Origin of the sequence: Paenibacillus sp. SAFN-117, from assembly GCF_051966115.1 — a bacterium.
Classification (GTDB): domain Bacteria; phylum Bacillota; class Bacilli; order Paenibacillales; family NBRC-103111; genus Paenibacillus_L; species Paenibacillus_L residui.
The window spans coordinates 13,251-35,843 of sequence record NZ_JBQCLK010000028.1 but is presented as its reverse complement, the minus strand read 5'-3'; the positions used below and the strand labels follow the sequence as shown (position 1 = coordinate 35,843).

At 51.1% G+C, this 22,593-nt stretch carries 16 protein-coding genes; 14 read left to right on the top strand and 2 right to left on the bottom strand.

The window, feature by feature from the left end:
• The first annotated feature begins 75 nt into the window (after positions 1 to 75).
• The 3 genes from ACTHRH_RS17795 to ACTHRH_RS17785 all read left to right on the top strand — a co-directional run bounded on the left by ACTHRH_RS17795 (position 76) and on the right by ACTHRH_RS17785 (position 2,634).
• A complete protein-coding gene (locus ACTHRH_RS17795; RefSeq protein WP_144939895.1) occupies positions 76 to 1,125 on the top strand; it encodes a GerMN domain-containing protein in 1,050 nt (349 codons plus the stop codon).
• A gap of 131 nt (positions 1,126 to 1,256) precedes the next feature.
• On the top strand, positions 1,257 to 2,012 hold the full coding sequence (rph, locus tag ACTHRH_RS17790) for a ribonuclease PH (protein ID WP_144939893.1): 756 nt from the start codon (positions 1,257 to 1,259) through the stop codon (positions 2,010 to 2,012).
• The gene (locus ACTHRH_RS17785; protein WP_144939891.1) at positions 1,999 to 2,634 is read left to right on the top strand and encodes an XTP/dITP diphosphatase; all 636 of its coding nucleotides are present in this window, start codon (positions 1,999 to 2,001) and stop codon (positions 2,632 to 2,634) included. The genes rph and ACTHRH_RS17785 overlap by 14 nt, the downstream gene beginning before the upstream one ends.
• Before the next feature lie 433 nt (positions 2,635 to 3,067).
• Here the strand turns inward: ACTHRH_RS17785 and ACTHRH_RS17780 are convergent, their stop codons facing one another.
• On the bottom strand, positions 3,068 to 3,664 hold the full coding sequence (locus ACTHRH_RS17780) for a biotin transporter BioY (protein WP_144939889.1): 597 nt from the start codon (positions 3,662 to 3,664) through the stop codon (positions 3,068 to 3,070).
• 104 nt (positions 3,665 to 3,768) lie between these two features.
• Here ACTHRH_RS17780 and ACTHRH_RS17775 point away from each other — a divergent pair, with 104 nt between their 5' ends.
• From ACTHRH_RS17775 to ACTHRH_RS17765, 3 genes are all read left to right on the top strand, one after another.
• Positions 3,769 to 4,650 carry an energy-coupling factor ABC transporter ATP-binding protein gene (locus ACTHRH_RS17775; RefSeq protein WP_186328439.1) on the top strand — a complete coding sequence of 294 codons (882 nt, stop codon included), beginning with the start codon at positions 3,769 to 3,771 and terminating at the stop codon, positions 4,648 to 4,650.
• Positions 4,634 to 6,577: an ATP-binding cassette domain-containing protein gene (locus ACTHRH_RS17770; protein WP_440416849.1), complete on the top strand. Its 1,944-nt coding sequence runs from the start codon at positions 4,634 to 4,636 to the stop codon at positions 6,575 to 6,577. Before ACTHRH_RS17775 ends, ACTHRH_RS17770 begins: the two co-directional genes overlap by 17 nt.
• Before the next feature lie 157 nt (positions 6,578 to 6,734).
• Complete coding sequence (locus tag ACTHRH_RS17765; RefSeq protein WP_379288242.1) at positions 6,735 to 7,787, top strand: flavin-containing monooxygenase; 1,053 nt, start codon at positions 6,735 to 6,737, stop codon at positions 7,785 to 7,787.
• A 526-nt stretch (positions 7,788 to 8,313) separates the two neighbouring features.
• Here ACTHRH_RS17765 and ACTHRH_RS17760 read toward each other — a convergent pair.
• Complete coding sequence (locus ACTHRH_RS17760) at positions 8,314 to 9,240, bottom strand: IS1595 family transposase (protein WP_440416847.1); 927 nt, start codon at positions 9,238 to 9,240, stop codon at positions 8,314 to 8,316.
• Between the two features lie 1,148 nt (positions 9,241 to 10,388).
• On the opposite strand from ACTHRH_RS17760, the gene ACTHRH_RS17755 reads away from it, so the two are divergent.
• The 8 genes from ACTHRH_RS17755 to ACTHRH_RS17720 all read left to right on the top strand — a co-directional run bounded on the left by ACTHRH_RS17755 (position 10,389) and on the right by ACTHRH_RS17720 (position 22,233).
• Positions 10,389 to 11,336: an ABC transporter permease gene (locus ACTHRH_RS17755; RefSeq protein ID WP_144941678.1), complete on the top strand. Its 948-nt coding sequence runs from the start codon at positions 10,389 to 10,391 to the stop codon at positions 11,334 to 11,336.
• The gene (locus tag ACTHRH_RS17750) at positions 11,336 to 12,274 is read left to right on the top strand and encodes a carbohydrate ABC transporter permease (RefSeq protein ID WP_144941676.1); all 939 of its coding nucleotides are present in this window, start codon (positions 11,336 to 11,338) and stop codon (positions 12,272 to 12,274) included. Before ACTHRH_RS17755 ends, ACTHRH_RS17750 begins: the two co-directional genes overlap by 1 nt.
• Before the next feature lie 215 nt (positions 12,275 to 12,489).
• A complete protein-coding gene (locus tag ACTHRH_RS17745; protein WP_379287790.1) occupies positions 12,490 to 14,067 on the top strand; it encodes a response regulator in 1,578 nt (525 codons plus the stop codon).
• A complete protein-coding gene (locus ACTHRH_RS17740) occupies positions 14,064 to 15,887 on the top strand; it encodes a cache domain-containing sensor histidine kinase (protein ID WP_144941672.1) in 1,824 nt (607 codons plus the stop codon). Before ACTHRH_RS17745 ends, ACTHRH_RS17740 begins: the two co-directional genes overlap by 4 nt.
• A gap of 122 nt (positions 15,888 to 16,009) precedes the next feature.
• The gene (locus ACTHRH_RS17735; RefSeq protein WP_186328522.1) at positions 16,010 to 17,497 is read left to right on the top strand and encodes an extracellular solute-binding protein; all 1,488 of its coding nucleotides are present in this window, start codon (positions 16,010 to 16,012) and stop codon (positions 17,495 to 17,497) included.
• Between the two features lie 164 nt (positions 17,498 to 17,661).
• Positions 17,662 to 18,594 carry a helix-turn-helix transcriptional regulator gene (locus ACTHRH_RS17730; protein ID WP_144941667.1) on the top strand — a complete coding sequence of 311 codons (933 nt, stop codon included), beginning with the start codon at positions 17,662 to 17,664 and terminating at the stop codon, positions 18,592 to 18,594.
• Positions 18,591 to 20,447, top strand: a complete 1,857-nt coding sequence (locus ACTHRH_RS17725; RefSeq protein ID WP_440416843.1) for a hypothetical protein — start codon at positions 18,591 to 18,593, stop codon at positions 20,445 to 20,447. The genes ACTHRH_RS17730 and ACTHRH_RS17725 overlap by 4 nt, the downstream gene beginning before the upstream one ends.
• A gap of 211 nt (positions 20,448 to 20,658) precedes the next feature.
• On the top strand, positions 20,659 to 22,233 hold the full coding sequence (locus ACTHRH_RS17720; RefSeq protein ID WP_440416841.1) for an FAD-dependent oxidoreductase: 1,575 nt from the start codon (positions 20,659 to 20,661) through the stop codon (positions 22,231 to 22,233).
• The last annotated feature ends 360 nt before the right edge of the window (positions 22,234 to 22,593 follow it).

Here is a 22,593-nt window from a genome sequence, read left to right as displayed (position 1 = left end):
CAAAAAGTAGTTATAAAATGCGGGACAGCTCGTATACATATTACTACATTAACCACACTGGAGGAGGTAAAAACAATGGCCGTAACGAAAGGGGTGCGCAGGGCTGCCATTACTGGAGCCATCATCTTGCTGGTCACGGGTTGTTCCGCTAACAAGTCGGAAGAGAGCCAATTTATAGATCCGCCGCCGGTTAGCGCCGAAGAGATGATGAACCGGACGGTTAACGAAACGGCAGCTCAGGAACAGGCCGGTAATACGTTCAGGGCAACTTTATATTTCAAGGATGACAAAGGGTTTGTCGCGCCGATCAGCTTGAATCTTCCCTGGGAGGAAGGGATTGCAAGAAAATCGCTTGAGTACATGGTGGAAGGCGGACCAGGAGAGGCGCTTCTTCCCGAAGGCTTCTCCGCTCTGCTTCCGGCAGGAACGCAAATGACGGTAAATATCGATCAGGAAACCAAGACGGCTTCAGTAGATTTCAATAAATCGTTCCAAAATTATAAGAAAGAGGATGAGCGCAAGCTGCTGGAGGCCATTACTTGGACGCTGACCGGATTCCCGACGGTTGAGCAGGTGGAATTGAGCATCAACGGCAACCCGCTAACGGAAATGCCGGTCGATCACACTCCGATCAATGGGGCTCTGAGCCGGGATCTGGGCATCAATATGGAGGTCGCAAGCGGGGTCAATCTTGGCCGCTCGACTCCGGTCACTCTCTATTTCCTGAAAAAAGCATCCGACGATTTCACCTACTTCGTCCCTGTGACACGTATGGTAGACCGGACAGACAACATCGTTCAGGCCGCCGTGGAGGAGTTGATTAAAGGCCCGGGTGCCAATAAAGGAATGCTGCCGGTGCTGTCCGCCTCAGCCAAGGTGTTGGAAGTGGAGAACTCGGAGGATAACGAGCTCGTAACGATTAATTTTGATGCCAGTTTGTTGAATGAAAACGACAAGACGACTCCCGAAGCGGTCAATTCGATCGTTCTGTCGGTCACTGAAAATACGGGAGCCAGCCAGGTTCAGATTCTGGTGGATGGCGAAGCCAAGGTCAGTGCAACCGACGATCAAAACTATGCAAAGCCGGTCAGTCGTCCTGCCCACGTCAATGATCTGAAGATGTAATGATGCGGCGAAAAGGGGAGTTCGGGCTTCCTTTTTCGCCTTCGGATGATTTTCCTCATAGGCTTTGGTAAAATGAGGTATACTCTAATTGTGTAATTGTGCTATCTAGCAAGCTTAGGAGGACTTCATGAATGAGAATTGACGGAAGACAGTACGACCAACTTAGACCCCTGTCTCTGACTCCCCATTATGTTAAATATGCGGAAGGATCTGTGCTCATAAGTGTCGGAGAGACGAAAGTGCTCTGCAACGCTACCGTAGAGGACAGGGTTCCTCCGTTTATGAAAGGGCAGGGCAAGGGCTGGATAAATGCCGAGTATTCGATGCTCCCGAGAGCAACCCAGGTCCGTAACCAGCGGGAATCGGTGAAGGGCAAGCTGGGCGGCCGGACGATGGAAATCCAGAGGCTGATCGGGCGTGCTCTGCGCTCGGTCGTTGATTTGGAGCGTTTGGGTGAGCGAACCATTACGCTGGACTGCGACGTCATCCAAGCGGATGGGGGCACCAGGACGACCTCAATTACCGGAGCTTTTGTCGCTATGGCCATAGCGGTTGATAAATTGTTCAAGAACCAAGCATTATCCGCTTACCCGATAACTGATTTTCTGGCTTCGGTCAGTGTGGGGATCGTCAACCAGCAGGTTTGCCTGGATTTAAACTATGCTGAGGATTCCTCGGCCAAGGTAGATATGAATGTGGTGATGACGGGCTCCGGCAAATTCGTAGAAATTCAAGGGACCGGGGAAGAGGCCCCATTCTCCAGAACCGAATTGGATGGGCTGCTTGCAGTGTCCGAAGCCGGAATCCGGCAGCTGATCGAAGAACAGAAGAAGGTGCTGGGCGATATCGCCTCCCGCATCGGGGTGGGAAATCATGCAACCAGTTAAAGAAAAGACTTTAGTCATCGCCACCGGCAATCCCGGCAAGGTTAGGGAGTTTGCCAACTGGTTTCAACCGCTGGGATGGACGGTGCGGAGCCTGGCCGATTACGACCGGCTGCCCGACATTGTTGAAGATGGTGAAACGTTTGCCGATAACGCCTGGATTAAGGCAAGCACCATAGCGGACGTTCTCCGGATTCCTGTCTTGGCGGACGATTCGGGCCTATGCGTCGATGCTTTAGACGGTGCCCCCGGTGTATATTCGGCGCGTTATTCCGGAGAGAATGCATCGGATAGCGCCAATAACGCCAAGCTGTTGTCCGAGCTGAATAAGCTTGCAGCCGAAGCATCCCCGGGAGACGGGCATCCCGAATGCCTCAGTGAAGCCAGCTTCGTCTGTGCGCTTGTGCTTTACGATCCCGCCACAGACACGAAGCATCAGGCGGAAGGACGCGTGCCGGGTTATATTCTGAAGCAAGCCAGAGGGGATGGGGGATTCGGTTACGATCCCTTGTTCTACTTGCCGGAATATCATTGCTCCATGGCGGAATTGTCCCTCGATGAGAAAAACCGGATCAGCCATCGGGCCAGAGCATTGCAGAGCTTATTCGAGCAATTGAAAAAATAAAGCATGAACTCGCCGATGATCATTTTTACACTCCAAAGAGTGCAGCAGCAACAAGAATATCAAGGCTGGTTCCACTTTAGGTGCCTGCCCGCCGTTCAGCGAGAAAGGTCGGCTTACGGACGATCATGGTTCCGCCCAGGGTGTTAAAGCCCGGGCGGTTTTTTTTGTGGATTCAGTTTCTGTCTCGTACTTTGATCGATGTAACATTTCAAGCTTCTTCCATTCGGCGATCGGTCTCTCCCATTTCTTCGAACATAGCGGAAGAACTCGCCATAGGAATTGGCTGCAGATGCTTTTCTCATAAAAATATGCATAAACCAGAAAGTTCATGTCTGTCCATGCTACAAAACCCTTTCGGCCCTCAGCCGGCCACCTCCAAGCTGCATTCCAACCGTTTATTGACACTGGTGGAAAGCGCTGAACGGGAAGCAGATCAGGGCTCCCGACGAATGATGTGGCTGTTGCCTTCTGTGAGCCTGGAGGCGGGGAATATTTTTCGCACCGGCAGTACAATAAGAGCAGCTGCGAATGCTTTGATAGCATCACCTGGCAGGTAAGGGTAGCAGCCGATCGCGAGCGCTTTGCCGAAAGATATTTTACTTGAATAAGCAAGCCAAGGGATACCCGTAACGTACAGCAAAAGCGAACCGAATGCGAACATAACTACGAAGATCAGGATGAATGCGGCCACACCTCTTCCCTGAATTCGGTTGACAAAGAAACCTATAAGCAAAGCGGATATCGGATATGCCCATATAAAACCGCCGGTGGGCCCAAAGATCAGTCCCGGACCTCCCGCTCCGTGCAGCAGTGGAAAACCGAGGGTGGTTAACACAACTACCGTCCCGATACTTATCAATCCATAGCGGGCGCCGAGGATGGCACCTGCCAGCATTACGGCGAAATTTTGCAGAGTAATGGGTACAGGGGAAAAACCGGTGTAAATTGTTACAAAACTGAGGACGACCAATAAAGCAGCGAACATTGCGCTGAAGGTCAACCCGCGAACCGTAACGGCCGAAGTTTTCATTGCATATTCTCCTTTCATTTGTTAACCTTGTTTATGTATTTAATGGTTAACAATTCGCATTTTATCACAAAGACTACATATGGAAAAGAGGTTCCGGGAAAATCGTGGAATCGGTGGACGAGAAGTTTTTGCTAGAAGGAGCATCGGTATATTTTCGAAAAGGGAGCGGAAGTCATGAAGTGCTCTCCAACATTCATATCTCCATCTCTAAAGGAGAATGGATCGGGATTGTTGGGCGCAATGGCAGCGGAAAGAGCACTCTGGCTAAAGTTCTATCCGGTAGCTGTCCTCTTTCGGCGGGTACGATAAAGCAGGGATGGGTCAACGGAAGGCGGATAGGAATGATCGGGCAGCAGCCGGATGCGCAAATCGTCGGCGAAACTCTATACGAGGATGTTTGTTTTCTTATGGAAAATGAGGCCGTAGAGCCTGCAAAAATGCCGGACAAAGCAGAGCAGGCGCTCAGCCGTGTTGGTTTGAATTTGCCTCTCGACCATCCGGTTGGAGAGCTATCCGGAGGGCAGAAGCAGCTGCTGGCTGTAGCCGGCTGGTTGGTTACGGATACGGCTGTGCTTGTCTTTGACGAAGCGACAGCCATGCTCGATCCGGCTTCCCGGCTTAATGTGCTTCATATTGCGCAAGAGCTTAAGCGAGCGGGGACGACCATCATCTGGATTACCCAATGGATGGAGGAGCTGGCCTGGGCGGATCGGGTAGTAGCGCTGGACCGCGGGAAGCTTGTGTTCGATGGGACAGTCCCCTCCTTTTTCTACGGAGAAGATGTGACAGCGCAAGACAGAGACAGAAGCCGGGAAAATCATTCGCATGCGGATGACGTTACCCCCTGTCAGCGACTAGGGTATGAGCAGCCGTATGCCGTACAAGTGGCCCGGTCCTTGCGGAAGCGGAACATTCGCCTTCCTTCGTGGCCTGTAACTGTGGAACAACTTGGCGAGGCGGTGGACAATTATGGATCTACGGCTTGAAGGCATCGGCGTTACTTCGCCGAAGCATAAGGAGACATGGCTGCTCAGGGAAGTTACGTCAACCTTGCACAGCGGATCTCTAACTTTGCTGGTAGGACGTACAGGCGCCGGAAAATCAACGCTGCTGGATATTGTGGCCGGATTGACGGAGCCATCGGAAGGGACGATAGCGTTAGGGGGAGAGCCTTTCTGGAATAGGGGCCGGATAAGCCGGGACATTCTCCGCAGAAGCGCCCTGGTATTTCAAAGCCCCGAGCAGCAGCTATTCACCCGGACCGTTCTGCAGGAGTTCAAATATTCGTTGAAACCGCTCCGCCTGTCCCCGGAGGAAGAGAAGCGAAGGATAGCCCAGGCGCTTTCGATAGTTGGGCTTCCTGAAGAGCTTCTGGAGGAAAATCCGTTAACGCTTAGCGGGGGGCAGAAGCGAAGAGTTGCTCTGGCTACAGCCTTTGCCTGCCGCCCGGAGTGGCTCCTGCTGGATGAACCGACCGCAGGCCTGGATGGGGAAGGGCTGGGATCGTTTGCCCGGTACATTGAAACGTGGAAGAGGGAAACTGGTGCCGGAATAGTACTGGCTACGCATGATCTGGATACTTTCCTCCCTATGGCGGATTTTGTATGGATTATCAATGACGGAAAGGTATCCGCGACAGTACCCGGCGAGGAATTGCTGCGCCGCCCGGAGCTGCTGCTGGAGGCCGGCCTGCTGCCTCCGGACGGGCTGCGGGCGGCCGAGCTGCTGAAGCGGCAGGGGCTTAAGCTGCCGTCAGGCTGGCTTGCGCCGGAGCAACTGGCCGCCGCAATCGCGCTTGCTCTTCATGCGCGGGCAGGAAGCGACGCCGCCGCGCAGGAAAACGGCCCGTCGCCGATAGCCGGTGCCACTGCGCAAGGGTATGACCCGGCACTGATAGCGGGTCCTACCGCGCAAAACGGCCTTGCGCAAGGAGATAGCGCCATCGCACAAGGCAAAAGTAATGCATCTGTAGTCGGCACTACCGCACAAGGCAAAAGTAATGCATCTGTAGTCGGTACTACCGAGCGAGGCAATAAGCCCATGCCGGGAGTCGGCAATGACCCGCGTGTCGCCGAGCCTGTTCCGGCAGCTACGGCAGCTTCCCGGGAAACGGCAAGCGTGACGAAGCCGGCCGCCGGGGCCCCGGTCAAGAGCTGGCTGCAAAGCTGCGATCCCCGTTCCATATGGGTCGTATATATGTTAATATCCGTAGGGATCTTGCTGCAGCGCTCTTGGGCGGGGGTTGCCGCCGGGTTAATCATTACGGCTGCCGCGCTGGTTGGGGCAAAAGCCGGGTGGAGGCCTGTCCGCCGACTGGCTTCAGGCTTTTTACTGTTTATGGTCCTCTCTTCCGTTGTGGCCGGGTTACGGCTATCCGTGCATGGAACTGATGGATTTCATCTGTCCATCGGCTTTTCCATGCAGGCTGCTCAGCAAACAATGCTGCAGCTTTCCCGAATCTGGTGTCTGCTGCTGATCGGAGCCCTGCTCCCCTTGGCTGTCGGCTCCATGAGAATGAAGCAGGGATTGGAGCAAGGTTTGTCCTTCTTGAAACGTATCCGGCTTCCGGTGGAAGCCTTGGCTCTGTCCGTTGCTCTGGTCTTTCGATTTATTCCTCTAATTTTCTCGGAATGGGAACGCTTCTCAAGAATTGCAAGAGCAAGAGCGAAATCCGGGAGCAAGCCCGGACGAATAGCCTTGCGTGAACTACCCGCAGTTCTTATCCCCTTGCTTGCCTCTTTGCTTCATTTGGCTGATCAATTTTCATCGGCGATGGAGATTAGAGGATATACCGGAACCGGGATGAAGCGCACTTCCGGTGTTATGCTGAAAATAGAGGCGAAGGATTGGACTTTCATCGCTTGCGGCCTGTTCATATTCGCCATGCTTTTCCTCATCCGGCAATGGAGTTAACAAACATACAATCCTGCGAGCAAGAGCCGCAGGATTTATTTTTGCCGGTAATCCATACATTCTTCAGTCCATTGACAAAAACTATATAAAATATATAATGGTATATGACCATATGTTCATATTTAAATATACTCTTTGAAAGAGGGTCATGAAAATGTTGAAAAGAGATGTGGATGTTCTTGTTATTGGAGCGGGACAAGCTGGACTTGCTGCGGGATATTTTTTACAACAAACCGGCATCTCCTATTTAATCATAGACAAAAACGAGGAAATAGGGGCAGTTTGGAAATCAAGATACGATTCTCTGGTTTTATTTACTCCGAGACACTACAGCTCCTTGCCCGGGTTAGCAATGACAGGAGAGGGGAATGGTTACCCAAGCAAAGATGAGGTGGCTCGATATTTACAAACTTATGCCAAAAGGTTTTCTCTCAATATACAGCTAAATACGGAACTTATTCGTTTACAGCAGGACGGTTCCGGGTTCCGTTGTTGGACTGCTTCCGGAGTCATTCAGGCAAGAAGGATCATAGTCGCCACAGGCCCTTTTCAACGCCCTTATGTTCCCGGCTTTTCTCAGGAAGTTCCGATGTCCGTTAGGCAGTTACATTCCACCTCTTACCGTAATTCAACCCAATTGCAGGAAGGCGCCGTCCTTGTTGTCGGCGGAGGAAACTCGGGGGCACAAATCGCTGCAGAATTAGCAGGGGAGAGAGAAGTTTATTTATCGGTGGGTCATCGAATGAAATTCCTTCCGCTTCAGTGGTTGGGAAAAAGCGTCTTTTGGTGGCTGGATAAGCTGGGTCTATTGAGAGCGGATGGAAATTTATTCTGGGGACGAAAGCTTCGGCGGATGGAAGACCCGGTATTCGGAAGCCCCATCCCCCAGTTGATCCGAACCGGACAAGTCCGCATGAAACCAAGGGCAGTAAGGATTAGTTCTGGAAAAATTGAGTTTGAAGATGGTACGAAGTTGAGCCCGGATAACGTCATTTGGGCAACCGGCTTCCGTCCGGATTATTCATGGCTGGAGATACCCGGGGTATTAGACGAGAATGGTCGTCCGGTCCATAGCCGGGGGGTTAGTACAACGGTTCCAAATCTATATTATGTAGGATTACCTTGGCAATATAATCGCGCCTCCGCCTTGTTAACCGGGGTTGGGAGTGATGCGGAATATATCGTTAATCATTTGCGAACAAATATGTGATACGTTTGCATACTAGGCTGTCAACCATTGTCTGGTTTCGCGAAACTGGGTAAGACCGGTATCTCCATGCACCGCGCTTGTTCCTTTTCAAAGTGCAACTCATTTTCTTTAACCATACCTTTTGTTGAATTCTTTACCCAGAAATATTACATATATCCCTTTTCGCAAGCTTCTGACTGTTATCCCCTTCGCTCAGAAAATAAACGGCGCGACGTTCTGTTAGATAGTAACCATCAACGACCCCAACTAACCAAACTAACCCAACCATTGCAACTTTGGCATTTCGTCAGAAATATCCCTGGATCAAATGTGCAACATTAATAAAGGAATAAATTTACATACATATGAAAACTAACTATATTCCCCTGACCACACATAAAAGCTCTGAATGCACATCAAACCCTGCACAGAAAAGCTCTGAGCGCACATAAAAACCTGACTACACATAAAACCCTAAATGCACATAAACCAATCCCACCCCTGTGATCAAACCGAGTCATGGGGGATAGGATACTCTTTTCGATGTTTATGGCCTTTCCATCGATAGCCTTATACAAGCACGGGCGAGATGATCAAAAATTGGGACTTTCTGCAATTGTAAATTCAGACGAAAACAGAATTCATCCAGGTAATGCTGTAAATACTTCGGTCCGATCCCGTTAAATACTCGATTGGTCCACGCTCTCGCTTTGCGCAAATAATTCCGCAGGGAAGGAACGCGTTGATAATGGTAGCGCCTCGTCTCGATATCCACATCGAGCGCATCCGGGCTGACATGCTCCTTGATGAAGTGCTCGCCCGCAGACCGATAGATTCTGCCGTCCTCCATATCTTCCGGACGAACGGTTTTGATTTTGACCTGCTGAGGTACAGCTCCTTTGTCCAAGGAAGCAACGACGAATACAGGCCTCTGTTCGGGATAGAGCCCTAAGACCGATGCAGCGCTGCGGAAAGGGCGATGAAAGGCTGTGCCTCCCTTCACTACACCGGTTAACGGATTAGCGTTATCAGCCTGAGACAAAGCTTGGCGAATCTTGTGAAGGATCGCCCAGGCGGTTTTATAAGTGACCTGCAGGAACGAACTGAGCTGAACGGCATTCGTGCCTTGCTCGGTATTGGCAACGAGATGAAAAGCGAGAAACCATTTGCACAGTGAAGTCCGGCTTCCTTCCATCACTGTACCAGCGATCAGGGAAGTCTGATGTCGGCAGCTTCGGCACTCATAGAGCGGCAGCCGGCGGGAACGGATGACATACGCCTGCCTATGTTCGCAACGAGGACAGGAAAAGCCATCCGGCCATTTCGCTTGATAGATGAATTGTACACAATCCTCCTCGGTTTTAAAGCGATTCCGAAAAGCTTTTTCCTCTTGCCGGAAAGCACCTTCGTCCCATTTGGAGTACCGATCCATAGACAGATTTAACAAAACATCTTGAATAATCTTCGAATCCACACTTCGACCCGCATCCGTTTCTGGCTTTCGGTGCAAATCCGAACGGCAATCTTTATCCGCGTTTCGAGGCAAAAATGCCCCCAAGCCAAAACTCTTGTCCGACTCTTCATCCCTCTTCGAATCGAAACTTCCAGTCCATTTTCGATACAAACCTGAATGAAAGCCAGTACGCCGCTCTAACTCCATAACCTCCGAAGCAAAAGAGGACATTATAATCACTCCAAAACGAACATTTGTTTGCATTTATTATACCGAATATACGTTCCCTTTTCAATGATTATTAAATGAAAAGCGATGTTTAAATCGAAGTAGAATGCATTTTTATAAAGAGTTTTTTGGCAAAAATTCAAACCAATCAGTCTTGAATTTTGATCAGAAGTTTCTATGTTTTAAAGAGTCAAAGAAACGAGTGGGGTACGTCTGAGCGAATGGGATAACAGTCAGAGGGACTGGAGAGGAGGTTATGAGGGCCATTCAGAAACTGAGTGAACGGGATAAGGGCCAAAAGTTGTGAGAAAGCGCCCAAACGAAACTGAGTCGATGGGATAACAATCAAAGGTGTGAAGAAATACTAATGCGGTTCAATAGGAACTGAGCAAATGGGATAACAGTCTAAAGGACAGGAGGGGAGATAATGGTGGCTAAACAGAAACTCAGTAAACGGGATCGCGGACAAAAGATGTGGGAAAGGGAAACTGATGGATGCTGAAAAGGCACTGAGCGAATGGGATAACAGTCAAAAGGACTAGCGGGGAGATAATGATGGCTAAACAGAAACAGAGTAAACGGGTTAGCAGACAAAGGTGTGGGAAAGGGAAGCTGATGGGCGGCAGAAAAGCACTGAGTGAATGGCATAACAGCCAAAAGGACTGGAGGGGAGATAATGGTGGCTAAACAGAAACTGAGCGAATGGGATAACAGTCAAAAGGACTGGAGGGAGATAATGATGGCTAAACAGAATCTGAGCCAACAGAATAACAGTCTAAGGTTTATCGAGGAGAGTTACCGGCGTATCTTCAAATATTCAGTATGATCTTAATATTTTCTTCATTATCGTAAGATTGCATCCTTCCAGAAAGAGGCGTCCGGGTAGACAATAGGACTATAGCGGAATTGATCATACTTCATCGGGAAAGGAAGGCGCTTGCATGAAGGCAGCAACCAAACAGTCCCGTTCCCGGAGCCGGTCCTCGGGTAGTAAGTGGGCCAGCATTCGCAAGGAATGGGGCTTGTATTTAATGCTCATCCCGGGCTTGGTGTTTTTGCTTATTTTCAAATACACTCCTATGTACGGGTTGGTCATTGCATTTCAGGATTTTAGTATTTTTCGCGGAATCTCGGGCAGCGAATGGGTGGGCTTGAAGCATTTTGAGAAGCTGATGGTCAACGACCAATTCCTCAGTGTGTTCCGGAATACCGTTATCATCAGCGTGTACAAGCTTATTTTCTTGTTCCCCGCACCGATTATTATTGCGATTCTATTGAATGAAATCCGCAAAATGATGTTCAAAAAAGTCGTGCAATCGATCATTTATTTGCCGCACTTTATTTCTTGGGTTATCGTCAGCGGATTATTCATCAATCTGCTTTCTCTTAATGGAGGAATCGTCAATACCTTGATAGAGAAGCTTGGCGGCGAACCGATAGGCTTCTTTATGGATCAGAACGTATTCCGTCCTTTGCTCGTAGTGACCGAGGGCTGGAAAGAGGTCGGATGGGGTACGATCGTTTATTTGGCGGCCATTTCCTCTATTGATCCACAGCTCTATGAAGCGGCCAAGATGGACGGAGCCAACAAATTTCAGCAGATGTGGCACGTAACCTTGCCAGGAATGGCTTCCACCATTGTCCTGATGCTTATTCTCCGTTTAGGAAGCATGCTTGAGGCGGGTACGGAGCAAATTCTCGTCATGTATAATCCGGTTGTATATAACGTTGCGGATGTCATTGGAACGTATGTTTACCGGGTGGGACTCGGGGCTTCGGATTACAGCTTTTCTACTGCGGTAGGCCTATTTGAATCCGTTGTCGCATTTACCCTCGTAGTGACCGGCAACTTTATCTGCCGCAAGTACTTAGGAAGGAGCATCTGGTAATGGCGGACACTGGTAAAACTCTGCAACCCTCTGGCCGGGTTAAAGTCCAGGGCGGACGAATTCGCGAGTCGCTCGGCGAACGTATTTTTACAGTATTGAACTATGTCTTTTTTATTCTGCTCGGGATGGCCACGCTTTTCCCGTTCCTGAACATTATCGCCAAATCGTTCAGCGGCGAAGCGGCGGTCGTATCCGGTCTCGTCACAATCTATCCGATCGACTTTCAAACCGGGACCTACCAGCTGGTGCTTGGCAATAAACAATTTATAAATTCCTTTAAAATTACGATCATCGTCACCATAATCGGGACGCTATCCGCCATGCTGATGACGGTTCTGGCAGCTTATCCGCTGTCCAAGCCCCATCTGGTGGGACGCAAAGCTTTTCTGCTTATTTATGTTTTTACTATGCTGTTCAACGGAGGACTCATTCCGACGTATCTGCTCATGCAAAATCTCGGTCTGGTCAACACGATGTGGGCCTTGTTCCTCCCGACCATGATCGTTGTTTTCAACATGCTGATTGTCAAAAACTATTTCGAAGCTTTACCGGAGAGTCTTGAGGAATCCGCCAAACTGGACGGTGCCTCAACCGGCCGGATTTTGTTCAGCATCATTCTTCCGCTGTCGAAGCCGGTGCTGGCTACGGTCGGCCTGTTCTATGCCGTCGCTTTGTGGAACAGCTACTTTGCCGCTATGGTATACATTACCGCCCCGGAACTCAAGCCCCTTCAGCTATACTTAAAAGAGCTGATTGCATCTACCAACGAGGTGATGACACAGGCCGGGGAAATTGATGTAAGCCGGGAATTGAACAAGACACCGGAGGCTGTGCAGGCCGCATCCATTATAACGGCTACCGTTCCGATTCTGTGCGTATACCCTTTCTTGCAGAAGTATTTTGTTAAAGGGGTACTGGTAGGCTCTGTTAAAGGGTAGTAAAGAAAGCGTTCAACAAATTAAGCTTATATTTCTTGACAAACGGGCTGTCGTCATTTTCAATAAAATGACGAAGCCGGTTAATCTTTGATTTTCGCACAACATCATAGCAAATTCCTTATTTTGACATTTTTCTGTTAAAGGTATGTCCGTTTGTCCGGGCAGACCTCTTTTTCTTTTACGCTTAGAAATTCCAAGAGTTGGGAGGACATTTCTTGATTAAGGTCATGTTGGTAGACGATGAGGAGATGACTAGAAGCGGGCTGAGGGAGTTCATTTCTTGGGAGCAGCTGGGACTCGAGGTCGTCGGCGAAGCGGAGGACGGGGAAGAGGCATTGGAGCGGTTTATGCTCTTGCGCCCGGAGATTGTCCTATGTGACGTGAGGATGCCGAGAATGGACGGAATTACACTGGCCGGGAAGCTCAAGGAGCTGGCCCCGGATTGTAAAATTATCTTCTTGAGCGGCTATTCGGATGTGGCCTATTTGAAATCCGCTATCAAGCTTCAGGCCGTCGATTATATCGAAAAGCCCGTTCAGATTCACGAACTGGAAGCGCTGCTGGGCAGGACGGCGGAAGAAATCAGCAAGTCCAGGGAAGAAAACAGCAAACTGCTGCAAATCCGCAAAGCGCTGGACGAGAATTTGGCGGAACTGACGGGTAAGGCGCTCAAAGAGCTGTTCCAGCTCTCTTCCCCGGCCGATCCCGGCACCGAAAGAATCCTTGAGGAGCTGTTTACGCTGCATGGCGGTTTTCCGAGAGAGGGTAAATATATATGCTGCGTATTCACTGCCAGGGAAGCGGCGGAATGGGACTTATGGGAAGGACAAGCTATCGTGGAGGGAAAAGCTCAGGAGCTGTTGTTGCTTACAGCAGTTATGGATGGGATGGGGGTCGTTTGCTTCAGCATTCGTTCCGACAGTGAGCTAGAGCGAATCTCCTTATGGCTTAATCGCATGCTCCGCAAGGAGGACAACCAGCAAGCCTACTCTGCGGGCGTTGGGAGTATATGCCACCATCCGGCCGCATTGGGGCGGTCTTACAGGGAAGCGTTGAAAGCGCTTCAGCATCGTTTTTACCGTGGTTGGAACACATCGATCTGGTACAGCAAGCTCCCGCAGGAAGGGCAGCTTAAGCAGTTGTTATTCGATAAGCAGAACTATATCCGTTTCGAGGAGCTGCTTAAACAGCGCGATATCGATGCGGCCATCGACCTGTTGGACCAGTGCGTCAACGATCTGGTTCTATTTCCTTCGCCGGATATCGATGCCGTCCGGACGAAGCTTTTTCGCTGGTATGTAGCGATGACGAAGCTGTATCCCGAGACGATGTGGGAATTCGAGAATGACGAGCTGTGGTCGTCAGTGTTCGTTGCCGGCGAATTATATACTATCCGAAATTTCATGATTCGCCGTCTGGGGATCATTAAGGAAAATATGGAGATCATCGGCCAGCCCGCCGAGAAGTCGGTTATCCGGGAAGTCGTCAAATACATTCAAGCGAATTATGACGGCGATGTTTCGATTGCTTCGATTGCCGGGCATGTTTATTTAACGCCGACCTATCTTTGCATTTTGTTCAAAAAAGAGAAGGGCATCTCCATCAATGATTATATTACTCAATTTCGTATCGAGAAAGCCAAGCAGCTGCTTAAGGACCGCAAGCTTAAGCTGTATGAAATCGCCGGCAAGGTCGGATACCAGGACGCCAACTATTTCGCCAAGGTGTTCCGCAAGCTGACGGGAATGAACCCTTCCGAGTTCCGCGAGAAGACGGAAGAAGGATTTCTATGAGCAGAAGTTTCTCAATCTTTGCGCTGTTCAATAATTTGCGCATCAAGCAAAAGCTGCTGTTGACCTATATAGTGCTGATCGTTATACCGGTAGGATCGATCTCGTGGATCTCTTATCATAAAACATCAGGAATGGTCGAGCAGCGGATTGTAGATTCCACCCGCCGGTCCTTCGAGCAAGCGAACACGTTTATTTCTTACAAGCTCAATAACGTCAAGGACGTTTCCAGCATGCTGTTCATGAACAAATCGCTGAATGAAATTCTTGCCAACAAGGATGCTTCCTACACGTTAAGCCAGCAGATCGATGATTATCAGATGCTGCTGGAAATTATCCGTTCAGCGCAAAACAGCCGTGAAATCTACGGAATCCGCTTGTATGTCAATAACGACTGGATCTACTCCCGGGAGAACAGCACCATTCTGCCGATGAAGGAAGCAATGCAAACCGAGTGGTTCCGCGATATGCTGAGCAATCAGGACGGCATCTACTGCCGCCCGACGTACGAATACGATTTTCAGGATATGCGGGGGGTGCAGCAGATTTTGTCCTGTGTCCGTCCCTTGCAGTTGGATGGCGGTTTTAATGGACGGATTCTGGGCGTCATAGCCATCGATATTTTGGAGGAGAGCATCAGCGAAATTATCCGCCAGACCAATATTACCCGCCTTGGACAGGTCTATTTAACAGATCAGGATGGGGTGATCATGTCCGGGCTGGATAAAGCCCAGATCGGCAAGCGGATTGACCTGGATTTGCTGCAAAATGATTCTTCCGGGACGGCGGGAGCGGAAGGAACCTTGACGGCCAGACCGGACGGCAGACCGTCCATAGTCATTCATAAGCAGGTGGAAGGGACGAGCTGGAGATTGGTCGCGATTATCCCGCAGGAGGAAATCTCGCAGCAAATCAATCCATTGGCGCGGGATCTGTTGCTTGTATTAATTGTTGTGACCGTGATCGCCATTTTGACGGCGTTTTGGATATCGTCGGGAATTACGCGCAGGATTCGGCTTCTGCTGCGGCATATCCGCAAGATTGAAGAAGAGCAGTGGGATTTCCGGGCTCGGGTGGACAGTACGGACGAGCTGGGGGTTCTGCAGCAGCATTTCAACTTGATGAGTGAAAATATGCAGAGGCTGATCAAGGAGAAATATGAGGAGGAGGTTCTCAAGAAAAGCGCGGAGCTGAAGGCGCTGCAGGCGCAAATTAATCCCCATTTCCTCTACAACACATTGGATATGATCCATTGGATGGCTTTAAAGCATAAGGCTCCGGAAATCAGTGAAGTGGTCGGGATGCTGGCGAAATTTTTCCGGCTAAGCTTAAGGGGAGGCAGGGATATCATTACACTGCAGGATGAATTGGAGCATGTCAGAATGTACCTTGACCTGCAAAATAAACGGTTCGGCGGAATGGTGGACTATGAGCTGGAATGCGAGCCCGGGGTGGAAAACTGCGCGACGGTGAAGCTTATACTGCAGCCGCTCGTAGAAAATGCTATTCTGCACGGTATCCAGGAACGGAAGGACAAGAGAGGCAAAATCCGGATTCACGCCTGCCGTGAAGAAGATCAAATTTTTATTAGCGTAGAGGATAATGGGGTAGGAATGAGCCGCACAGAGACGGAGCAGATTCTGGCGGGGAGACCCGGCAGCGGTTATGGAGTCCGCAATGTCATCGACAAAATCAAGCTTCATTACGGAGAAGGCTACGGTTTGTCCTACTATAGCGAGCCTGGAGAAGGGACGAAGGTCGTTATCCGCTATCCGGCTTTGCCGTATAACGAGGTGGAGAATTCCGGCGGGGGTACGGGCTGAATTATCGGCCAGGACAACAAAACAAGCAACTGTGGACAAATACGACAAATCCTAATCATGCTATACTCAAACCAGTCAACCTCTGACTTAAACACAATATTAAACCAATGGGGGAAGCAAGCATGAAAAAGGCGATAGCCGGTATGATCAGTTTTTCGTTAGCGTTTTCAGTCTTGGCGGGCTGTGCCAGCAACGGCTCCGGAACCCAAGCCGATGGCGACAAAGGAAGCGGCAGCGCGGGCAGCGAGAAGCCGGAGCTGAGACAGCTCGGGTTCCAGAGAAATTTCGATCCGAATTCCGACCCGGTAGCTAAATTTCTGGAAGAGCAAACGGGATATAAAGTCAAATACGAAACGCTGCCGCTCGAAAATCCGGACGACAAGCTTAACCTGCTGATGGCCAACAAGGAGCCCTACGATATTATTAAGCTGTCCGGCTCGCAGTACAACCGCCTAGCGGCACAGGGCGCGCTGGAGCCGTTGGACGAGCTGCTGGAACAGTACGGACAAACGATAAAAGAAGTCAATCCGCCGGAGCTGTTCGAGAATGCTAAAGTCGATGGAAAAATTTACGGGATTCCCGAGAAGCATCCGCGGGCTTTCGTCGGCAGTTCTCTGGCTATCCGCCAGGATTTGCTGGATGAGCTGGGCATGAAGGTACCGGAGACCATCGATGAGTTCTATGAGCTGCTTAAAGCGATCAAGGAAAAGAAAGGCATTGTCCCGTTTAGCGGTTTTGAGAGCATCATCCCGGAAATTTCCGGCGCCTTCGGGGTTGTAACCCCTTGGGAGGTTCAGGACGGCAAGCTGATTCACAGGCTGGACCATCCGGGTATGAAGGAATATCTGGAGTTTATGAACAAGCTGTATAACGAAGGATTGATTGATCCCGAATGGCCGGTGAATAAATCAGCCACCGTGCAGCAGAAGTTTACGACCGGGAAAGCGGGAGTCATTACCTACGGCTGGGGAATAGCTCCGGCAGTAACCGAAGCCTTGAAGAAAAATATGCCTGAAGCGAAAATTACCCAGATTCCGGCGTTGAAAGGCAAGGACGGTCAGACAGGAAACTGGCTGCAGGGCGGTGGAGTAAGCTGGTATATCGCCATTCCGAAATCCTCCAAGCATAAAGAGGATGCTATGAAATATATGAACATGAAGGTTCAGCCGGATCTGTTCAAGAGCCTTTCCATCGGGGAAGAGAACGTTCATCACAAGAAGGATGACAGCGGCAAGCTGTTCCCGATCCTGCCGAAGTTCAACGATGATCGCGGGAATGCCGACTGGTTCATGACAAGCACGGATTCTACGGCTTACGAGGAGCTGTGGCTGCTGAGGGTCCGCAAGGATCAGGTGCTGTATGAGGCGTTCGAGGAAATTCAGAAGCAGGGTCCGATCTCCCGTAAAGATCCGACCGTTCTGGCTCCTCCGCTGCCTGTCGTCGGCAATAACATGCAGAAGCTGACCAAGCTCGAGTCCGATTACATCATTAAAGTCATCGCGGGGGCCGAAAGCTTGGACGGATTCGACCATTTCGTGAGCCAATGGAAATCCCAGGGCGGAGAAGAAGTCATTCGGGAATTGTCGGGTTGGTATGATCAGTCCAAATAAGGAAGCAAGCCGGGGAGAACTTCCCCGGCTCTTCTATTTCTCTTTTACATAACCTTAATATTTTCCCCGTTATCGTAAGATAGCCTTCTTATCATTTAACGGAAGACCTATCACAATGGACATAAAAGAGGCTCCGGGAGGAGCGGCAAGGGAGGCGAATATCGGTGTTGGCGAGGGAAAGCGATACTGCCCGTTCGGAGGGATGGTGTTTTGATAAACGGTTTTTAGACCGGCCGATTGCATTGGGGCATTTTGTTCTTGAGCAGGTAAGAGATAGCTGTTTTCTTGATGGCTTCTCCTCTTCCCCCGTCCATGCGAACAGTACGGAATTGTATTACGTCATGAACGGAACGGGTTCGCTTCTATGCGCAGGTGACCAGCTTCGTTTGCAGGAGCGGGATATTATCGTATGCCAAGCCCCGGATCGTTGGCGGGTAGAAAACTCCGAGAATTATCCCTTGCGCCTGCTCGGGCTTCGCTTCCGGCTTTCCAACGGTGCCCGGGGACCGGTGGCCGAACGCTTCGGCAAGCTGACTTGCGAGCAAATGGAGTTGTTGAAGGACGACGGTACCATTGAAACCATGCTGCTGGGCTTGTTAAGGGAGCTGGAACGCCCGGATTCCATGGCCAAGACTATGGCGGAGAGTTTTTTGCAGCAAATCGTTGTGAGCGTTTTCCGCGCCCGTCCGGGCCAGCAGCAGGCCGCGAGAAAGCCTGCTCCCATTAACGGAGCGAAGGAGCTCGTTTATCAAACGGTCCGTTATATGGATGAGAGCATGACGGAAATTAAGGAACTGAATGAAATCGCCGATGCCTTAGGCTACAGCTACTCCCGTTTGTCCCACGTTTTCAGGCTGGAGATGGGAGTTTCCCTGCAGACCTACTGGGCGCGCAGCCGAATGCTGCGCGCCATGAAAATGCTGCAAACCGGCAATACAACGATTACCCGGGTTGCGGAGCTGTTGCATTATCAATCGGTTCACTCCTTCAGTAAAGCATTTAAGAAAATTGCCGGCTTGTCACCGACGGAATATCAGGAGCTTTATGGCCGACCTGCATTGGCGGCCTCAATACATCAACGGAGGGACTTATCATGAAAGCTGCCATCTATTCGGAAAGGCAATTGGACCATCCATTGTCCATAGAGGCGAATCAGTATTCGCTGAACCAATTGGAGCATCACGAGTTGAATGCGTATGATGCTGTGCTGGTCGTAGGATCGGGCAAGGTGGACGAGGAAACCGCTCTATCTGTACCGGTAATAGAGAAGCTGTGGCGTTATGTAGAGCAAGGGGGAAGACTGTATGCGGAATTGATCAGCGCCTTCGATTTTCCCAGCTCGCGGTTGTTCGGCTGGAAGCAGGATTTTCCCAAATCGAGAAGAACACTTGAGAAGCTGAGGGTAGCGCTCAAGGATGCTTCCCTTCCCCAAGGGGCATTGCTGGAGTGGGAGGGCGCGATGGCCTACGGGTTTTCCATTCATACGGAAACTTGGCTGGACTTTGGAGCCTTCCGGCAAACCCGCGAGTCGGGAGAAGATGACGGAACGTCCGCATTTCCCGGTCTGCTGTCTAAGAAGATGGGGGAAGGTCTTGTCGTCTACAGCGCCTTCTCGCTGCTATCCCGCCCTCATGGAACGGTCCTGAGGCCCCATTGGCTGTGGAACCAAGTGTTGGCGAAGCTATCGCAGGCTACGGGCATTCCGTTGGCCGGATTGGACCCGATTATCCGTACAGGCGCCGATAAGCCGGCCGAGGAGGCTGTGCGCCGGAATGCGCAATGGTTCCTTCGTTCCGGCATGCTCCCCGAAGAGGACGGATCCACGGGTGTGTATGAGAACGTCCACTCCGTGACCGCCCGGGTATCGCCGGACCGCCGCCCCGACTGCCATGCGCATACCGCATTGATGATGCATTTGTATTCCCGGTATACGAAGGACCCGAGCTGGAGCGAGAGGGCCCACCGATTGCTGCAATATTTATTCGATCAAGGGTATCAGGATATGAATCCTGAATCGGAGACGTTCGGATTTTTCAAATGGTATCAGTTCCCTGGGGAGAGGCCGGATCAGATTTTTACGGACGATAATGCCTGGGTCTGCTTCGTGCTTCTGTATTTGTACCGCCGGACCGGCAAGGAGGAATATAAGCGGAGAGGAATGGCGGTCGCACAGGCACTGCTGTCTACGCAGCATGAGACAGGCCTGAGGCCGAACATGCTGATCGGGGCGGAGATGGAGGCCAAAGGGGCCGCCCAAGCATCGGCGGAGCATGCGGCGAGCTTTAATCCGCATTTCGAAAGTATAGCTCATGCGGCTTTCCTACAGGCTTATCTCGTTTCGCAAGACTCCGCCTATTTGGATACGGCGATGCGGGGCTCTCTGGCTTTACTGGAGCGTATGGGAGAGCTTAAATTTATGTACAGCCGGACATCCGGGCTTTCCCGTTTCCTTCTCCCTTTGGGGTATCTCAGCCGCAAGGACCCGACGGGGCGGATCCGTCAAGGATTGGATGAGGTTACGCACTATTTGTTAAGCCATCTTCATAGTTTGGGCGGTATTGAAGAAGCGGACAACCCCGATCCGGAACGGTTCGGGCAAGAGGATACGGGAGTGTTTCTATATAACGGGGAGGAGATTGCCGACCAATTATATACGAATAATTTCCTGCTTATGAATGCGTGGGAAGCATGGAAAGCGACCCAAGAAGATAAATACGCGGAATTATATCAAAACTTGTCCCGTTTTCTGTGCGGCATTCAAATCGAAAGTCCCAATCCGCTGTTCGATGGAGGGTGGATGCGGGCGTATGATCTGCGCCATAGAGAATATTTCGGCAACAACGGGGATACCGGATGGGGGCCGTATTGCATGGAAAGCGGATGGACCAACGCGATAACCTCGGCGGGTCTGCTGCTTGGCCTGCTGGATGAGTCGGTCTTTGATGAATAATTGTTCTAATAGAAATAATTAATAATTCTTATCCGTCGAATGATGGTCTATCAGAGTGATAACCCCCAATCCTGCAGGGATAAGTCTACGTCTATATTTAAGACGAAACTTCAATCGGATGGCGCAGAATCTGACATCTGACCAAACGATTGCTCAGTATTGCTTAAGCGAGCGAGTTTTTATTCTACGATATTGGAAAGGAGCCAGGCGGATGATGAAACAGCTGCATGCAGATGTTGTTATTATTGGAGGTGGAACGGGGGGATGCGCGGCTGCCTTGGCTTGTGCCAAGATGGGCAAAAAGGTGCTCATGACCGAGGAAACGGATTGGATCGGAGGCCAATTGACAAGCCAGGCGGTTCCCCCGGATGAGCATCCGTGGATCGAGCAGTTCGGTTGCACCGCCAGCTATCGGCAATTCCGAAATCGGGTGCGCGATTATTACAGCCGCAATTTTCCGCTGACGGCAGCAGCCCGCTCCGATCTTTATTTGAACCCGGGCAATGCCACTGTAAGCCGGGTAGCCCATGAGCCCCGTACCGCCTTGGCTGTCCTGAATGACATGCTGGCTCCCTACATTCATAGCGGGACGCTAATCGTACTGACTCGTTATAAATGTGTCCGTGCGGAAACATCGGGCGACGAAGTTGCAGCGGTCCATGTCCGGAGCCTGGACACGGGGGATGAGGTCGTGCTGACCGCCCCGTATTTTCTGGATGCCACGGAAGAGGGGGATGTGCTCCCCTTGGCCGGAGTCGAGTATGTAACCGGCTCGGAATCCGTCAGCCAGACCGGCGAGCCGCATGCCTTGGAAGGAGAGGCCGATCCTCAGGATATGCAGGCCTTTACTTACTGCTTCCTGGTCGATCATCTCGAGGGGGAGGATTTCACCATTCCGAAACCGGCCCAGTATGATTTCTGGAGGGGGTACCAGGCGGATTTCTGGCCTGACAAACAGTTAAGCTGGATGGGACTTGTTCCGCATACGCTGGAGCCGATCCGTTACAGCTTCTTCCCGGACGGCAAGTCGTTCTCGTTATGGCAATACCGGAGAGTCATTGACCGTTCCCTGTTTGCGGAAGGGACTTTTGCCAGCGATATGACGATCGTCAACTGGCCGCAGAACGATTATTGGCTCGGCTCCATCATCGATGTTCCGGAGGAGGAACGCATCAAGCATCTGGAGAACGCCAAGCAATTGAGCTTGTCCCTGCTGTATTGGATGCAAACCGAGGCCCCGCGTCCGGACGGACGGTACGGTTACCCGGGGCTGAGGCTTAGGAAGGATGCTGTCGGCACGGAGGACGGGTTGGCCAAAAGTCCGTACATCCGCGAGGCAAGAAGAATTCGGGCCGAATTGACCGTTGTGGAGCAGCATCTGAGTCCCGCATGCAGACCGGGATTAACGGCTGAAGATTACCCGGATTCGGTCGGCATCGGCTGCTACCGGATCGATCTGCATCCGAGCACGGGGCTGCGCACGTATATTGATGTTCCGAGCCTGCCGTTTCAAATTCCTCTGGGCTCGCTCATTCCGGTCCGGGTCAACAATTTGCTGCCCGCATGCAAAAACATTGGCACGACCCATATTACAAACGGTTGCTATCGGCTGCATCCGGTCGAATGGAACATCGGCGAAGCGGCGGGTTATTTGGCCGCCTACTGTGTGGAGCACGGAGTCAAGCCGCGCGAAGTGCGCAATGATAAGCAGAAGCTGGAGGATTACCAGTCGATTCTGGTACAGGCCGGGGTGGAGCTGAAGTGGCCGTCGATTCACGCGGTCTAGCGGGTAGAGCAAACGGGCGCACGGAGGAAATTTGGGAACGGGGATAACTATCGCCGCTCCTACTGCCTTCGACTACTATCCCCTTCGCTCAGGTTTAGCAGGATGAGGCACTGGGGGCTTCATGTTTGGCGAAGAGGAGAACGGAGCAAAGAGGTATGACTGGAACTAACGAGATCGCTCCAGCTGCCTTCGACTACTATCCCCTTCGCTCAGTTTGGCGGGACGAGCCGCTGGGAGCTTCATGTTTGGCGAAGAGGAGAACGGAGCAAAGAGGTATGACCGGGACTAGCGAGATCGCTTCAGCTGCCTTCGACTACTATCCCCTTCGCTCGGGTTTGGCGGGTAGAATTGCTGGAAGCC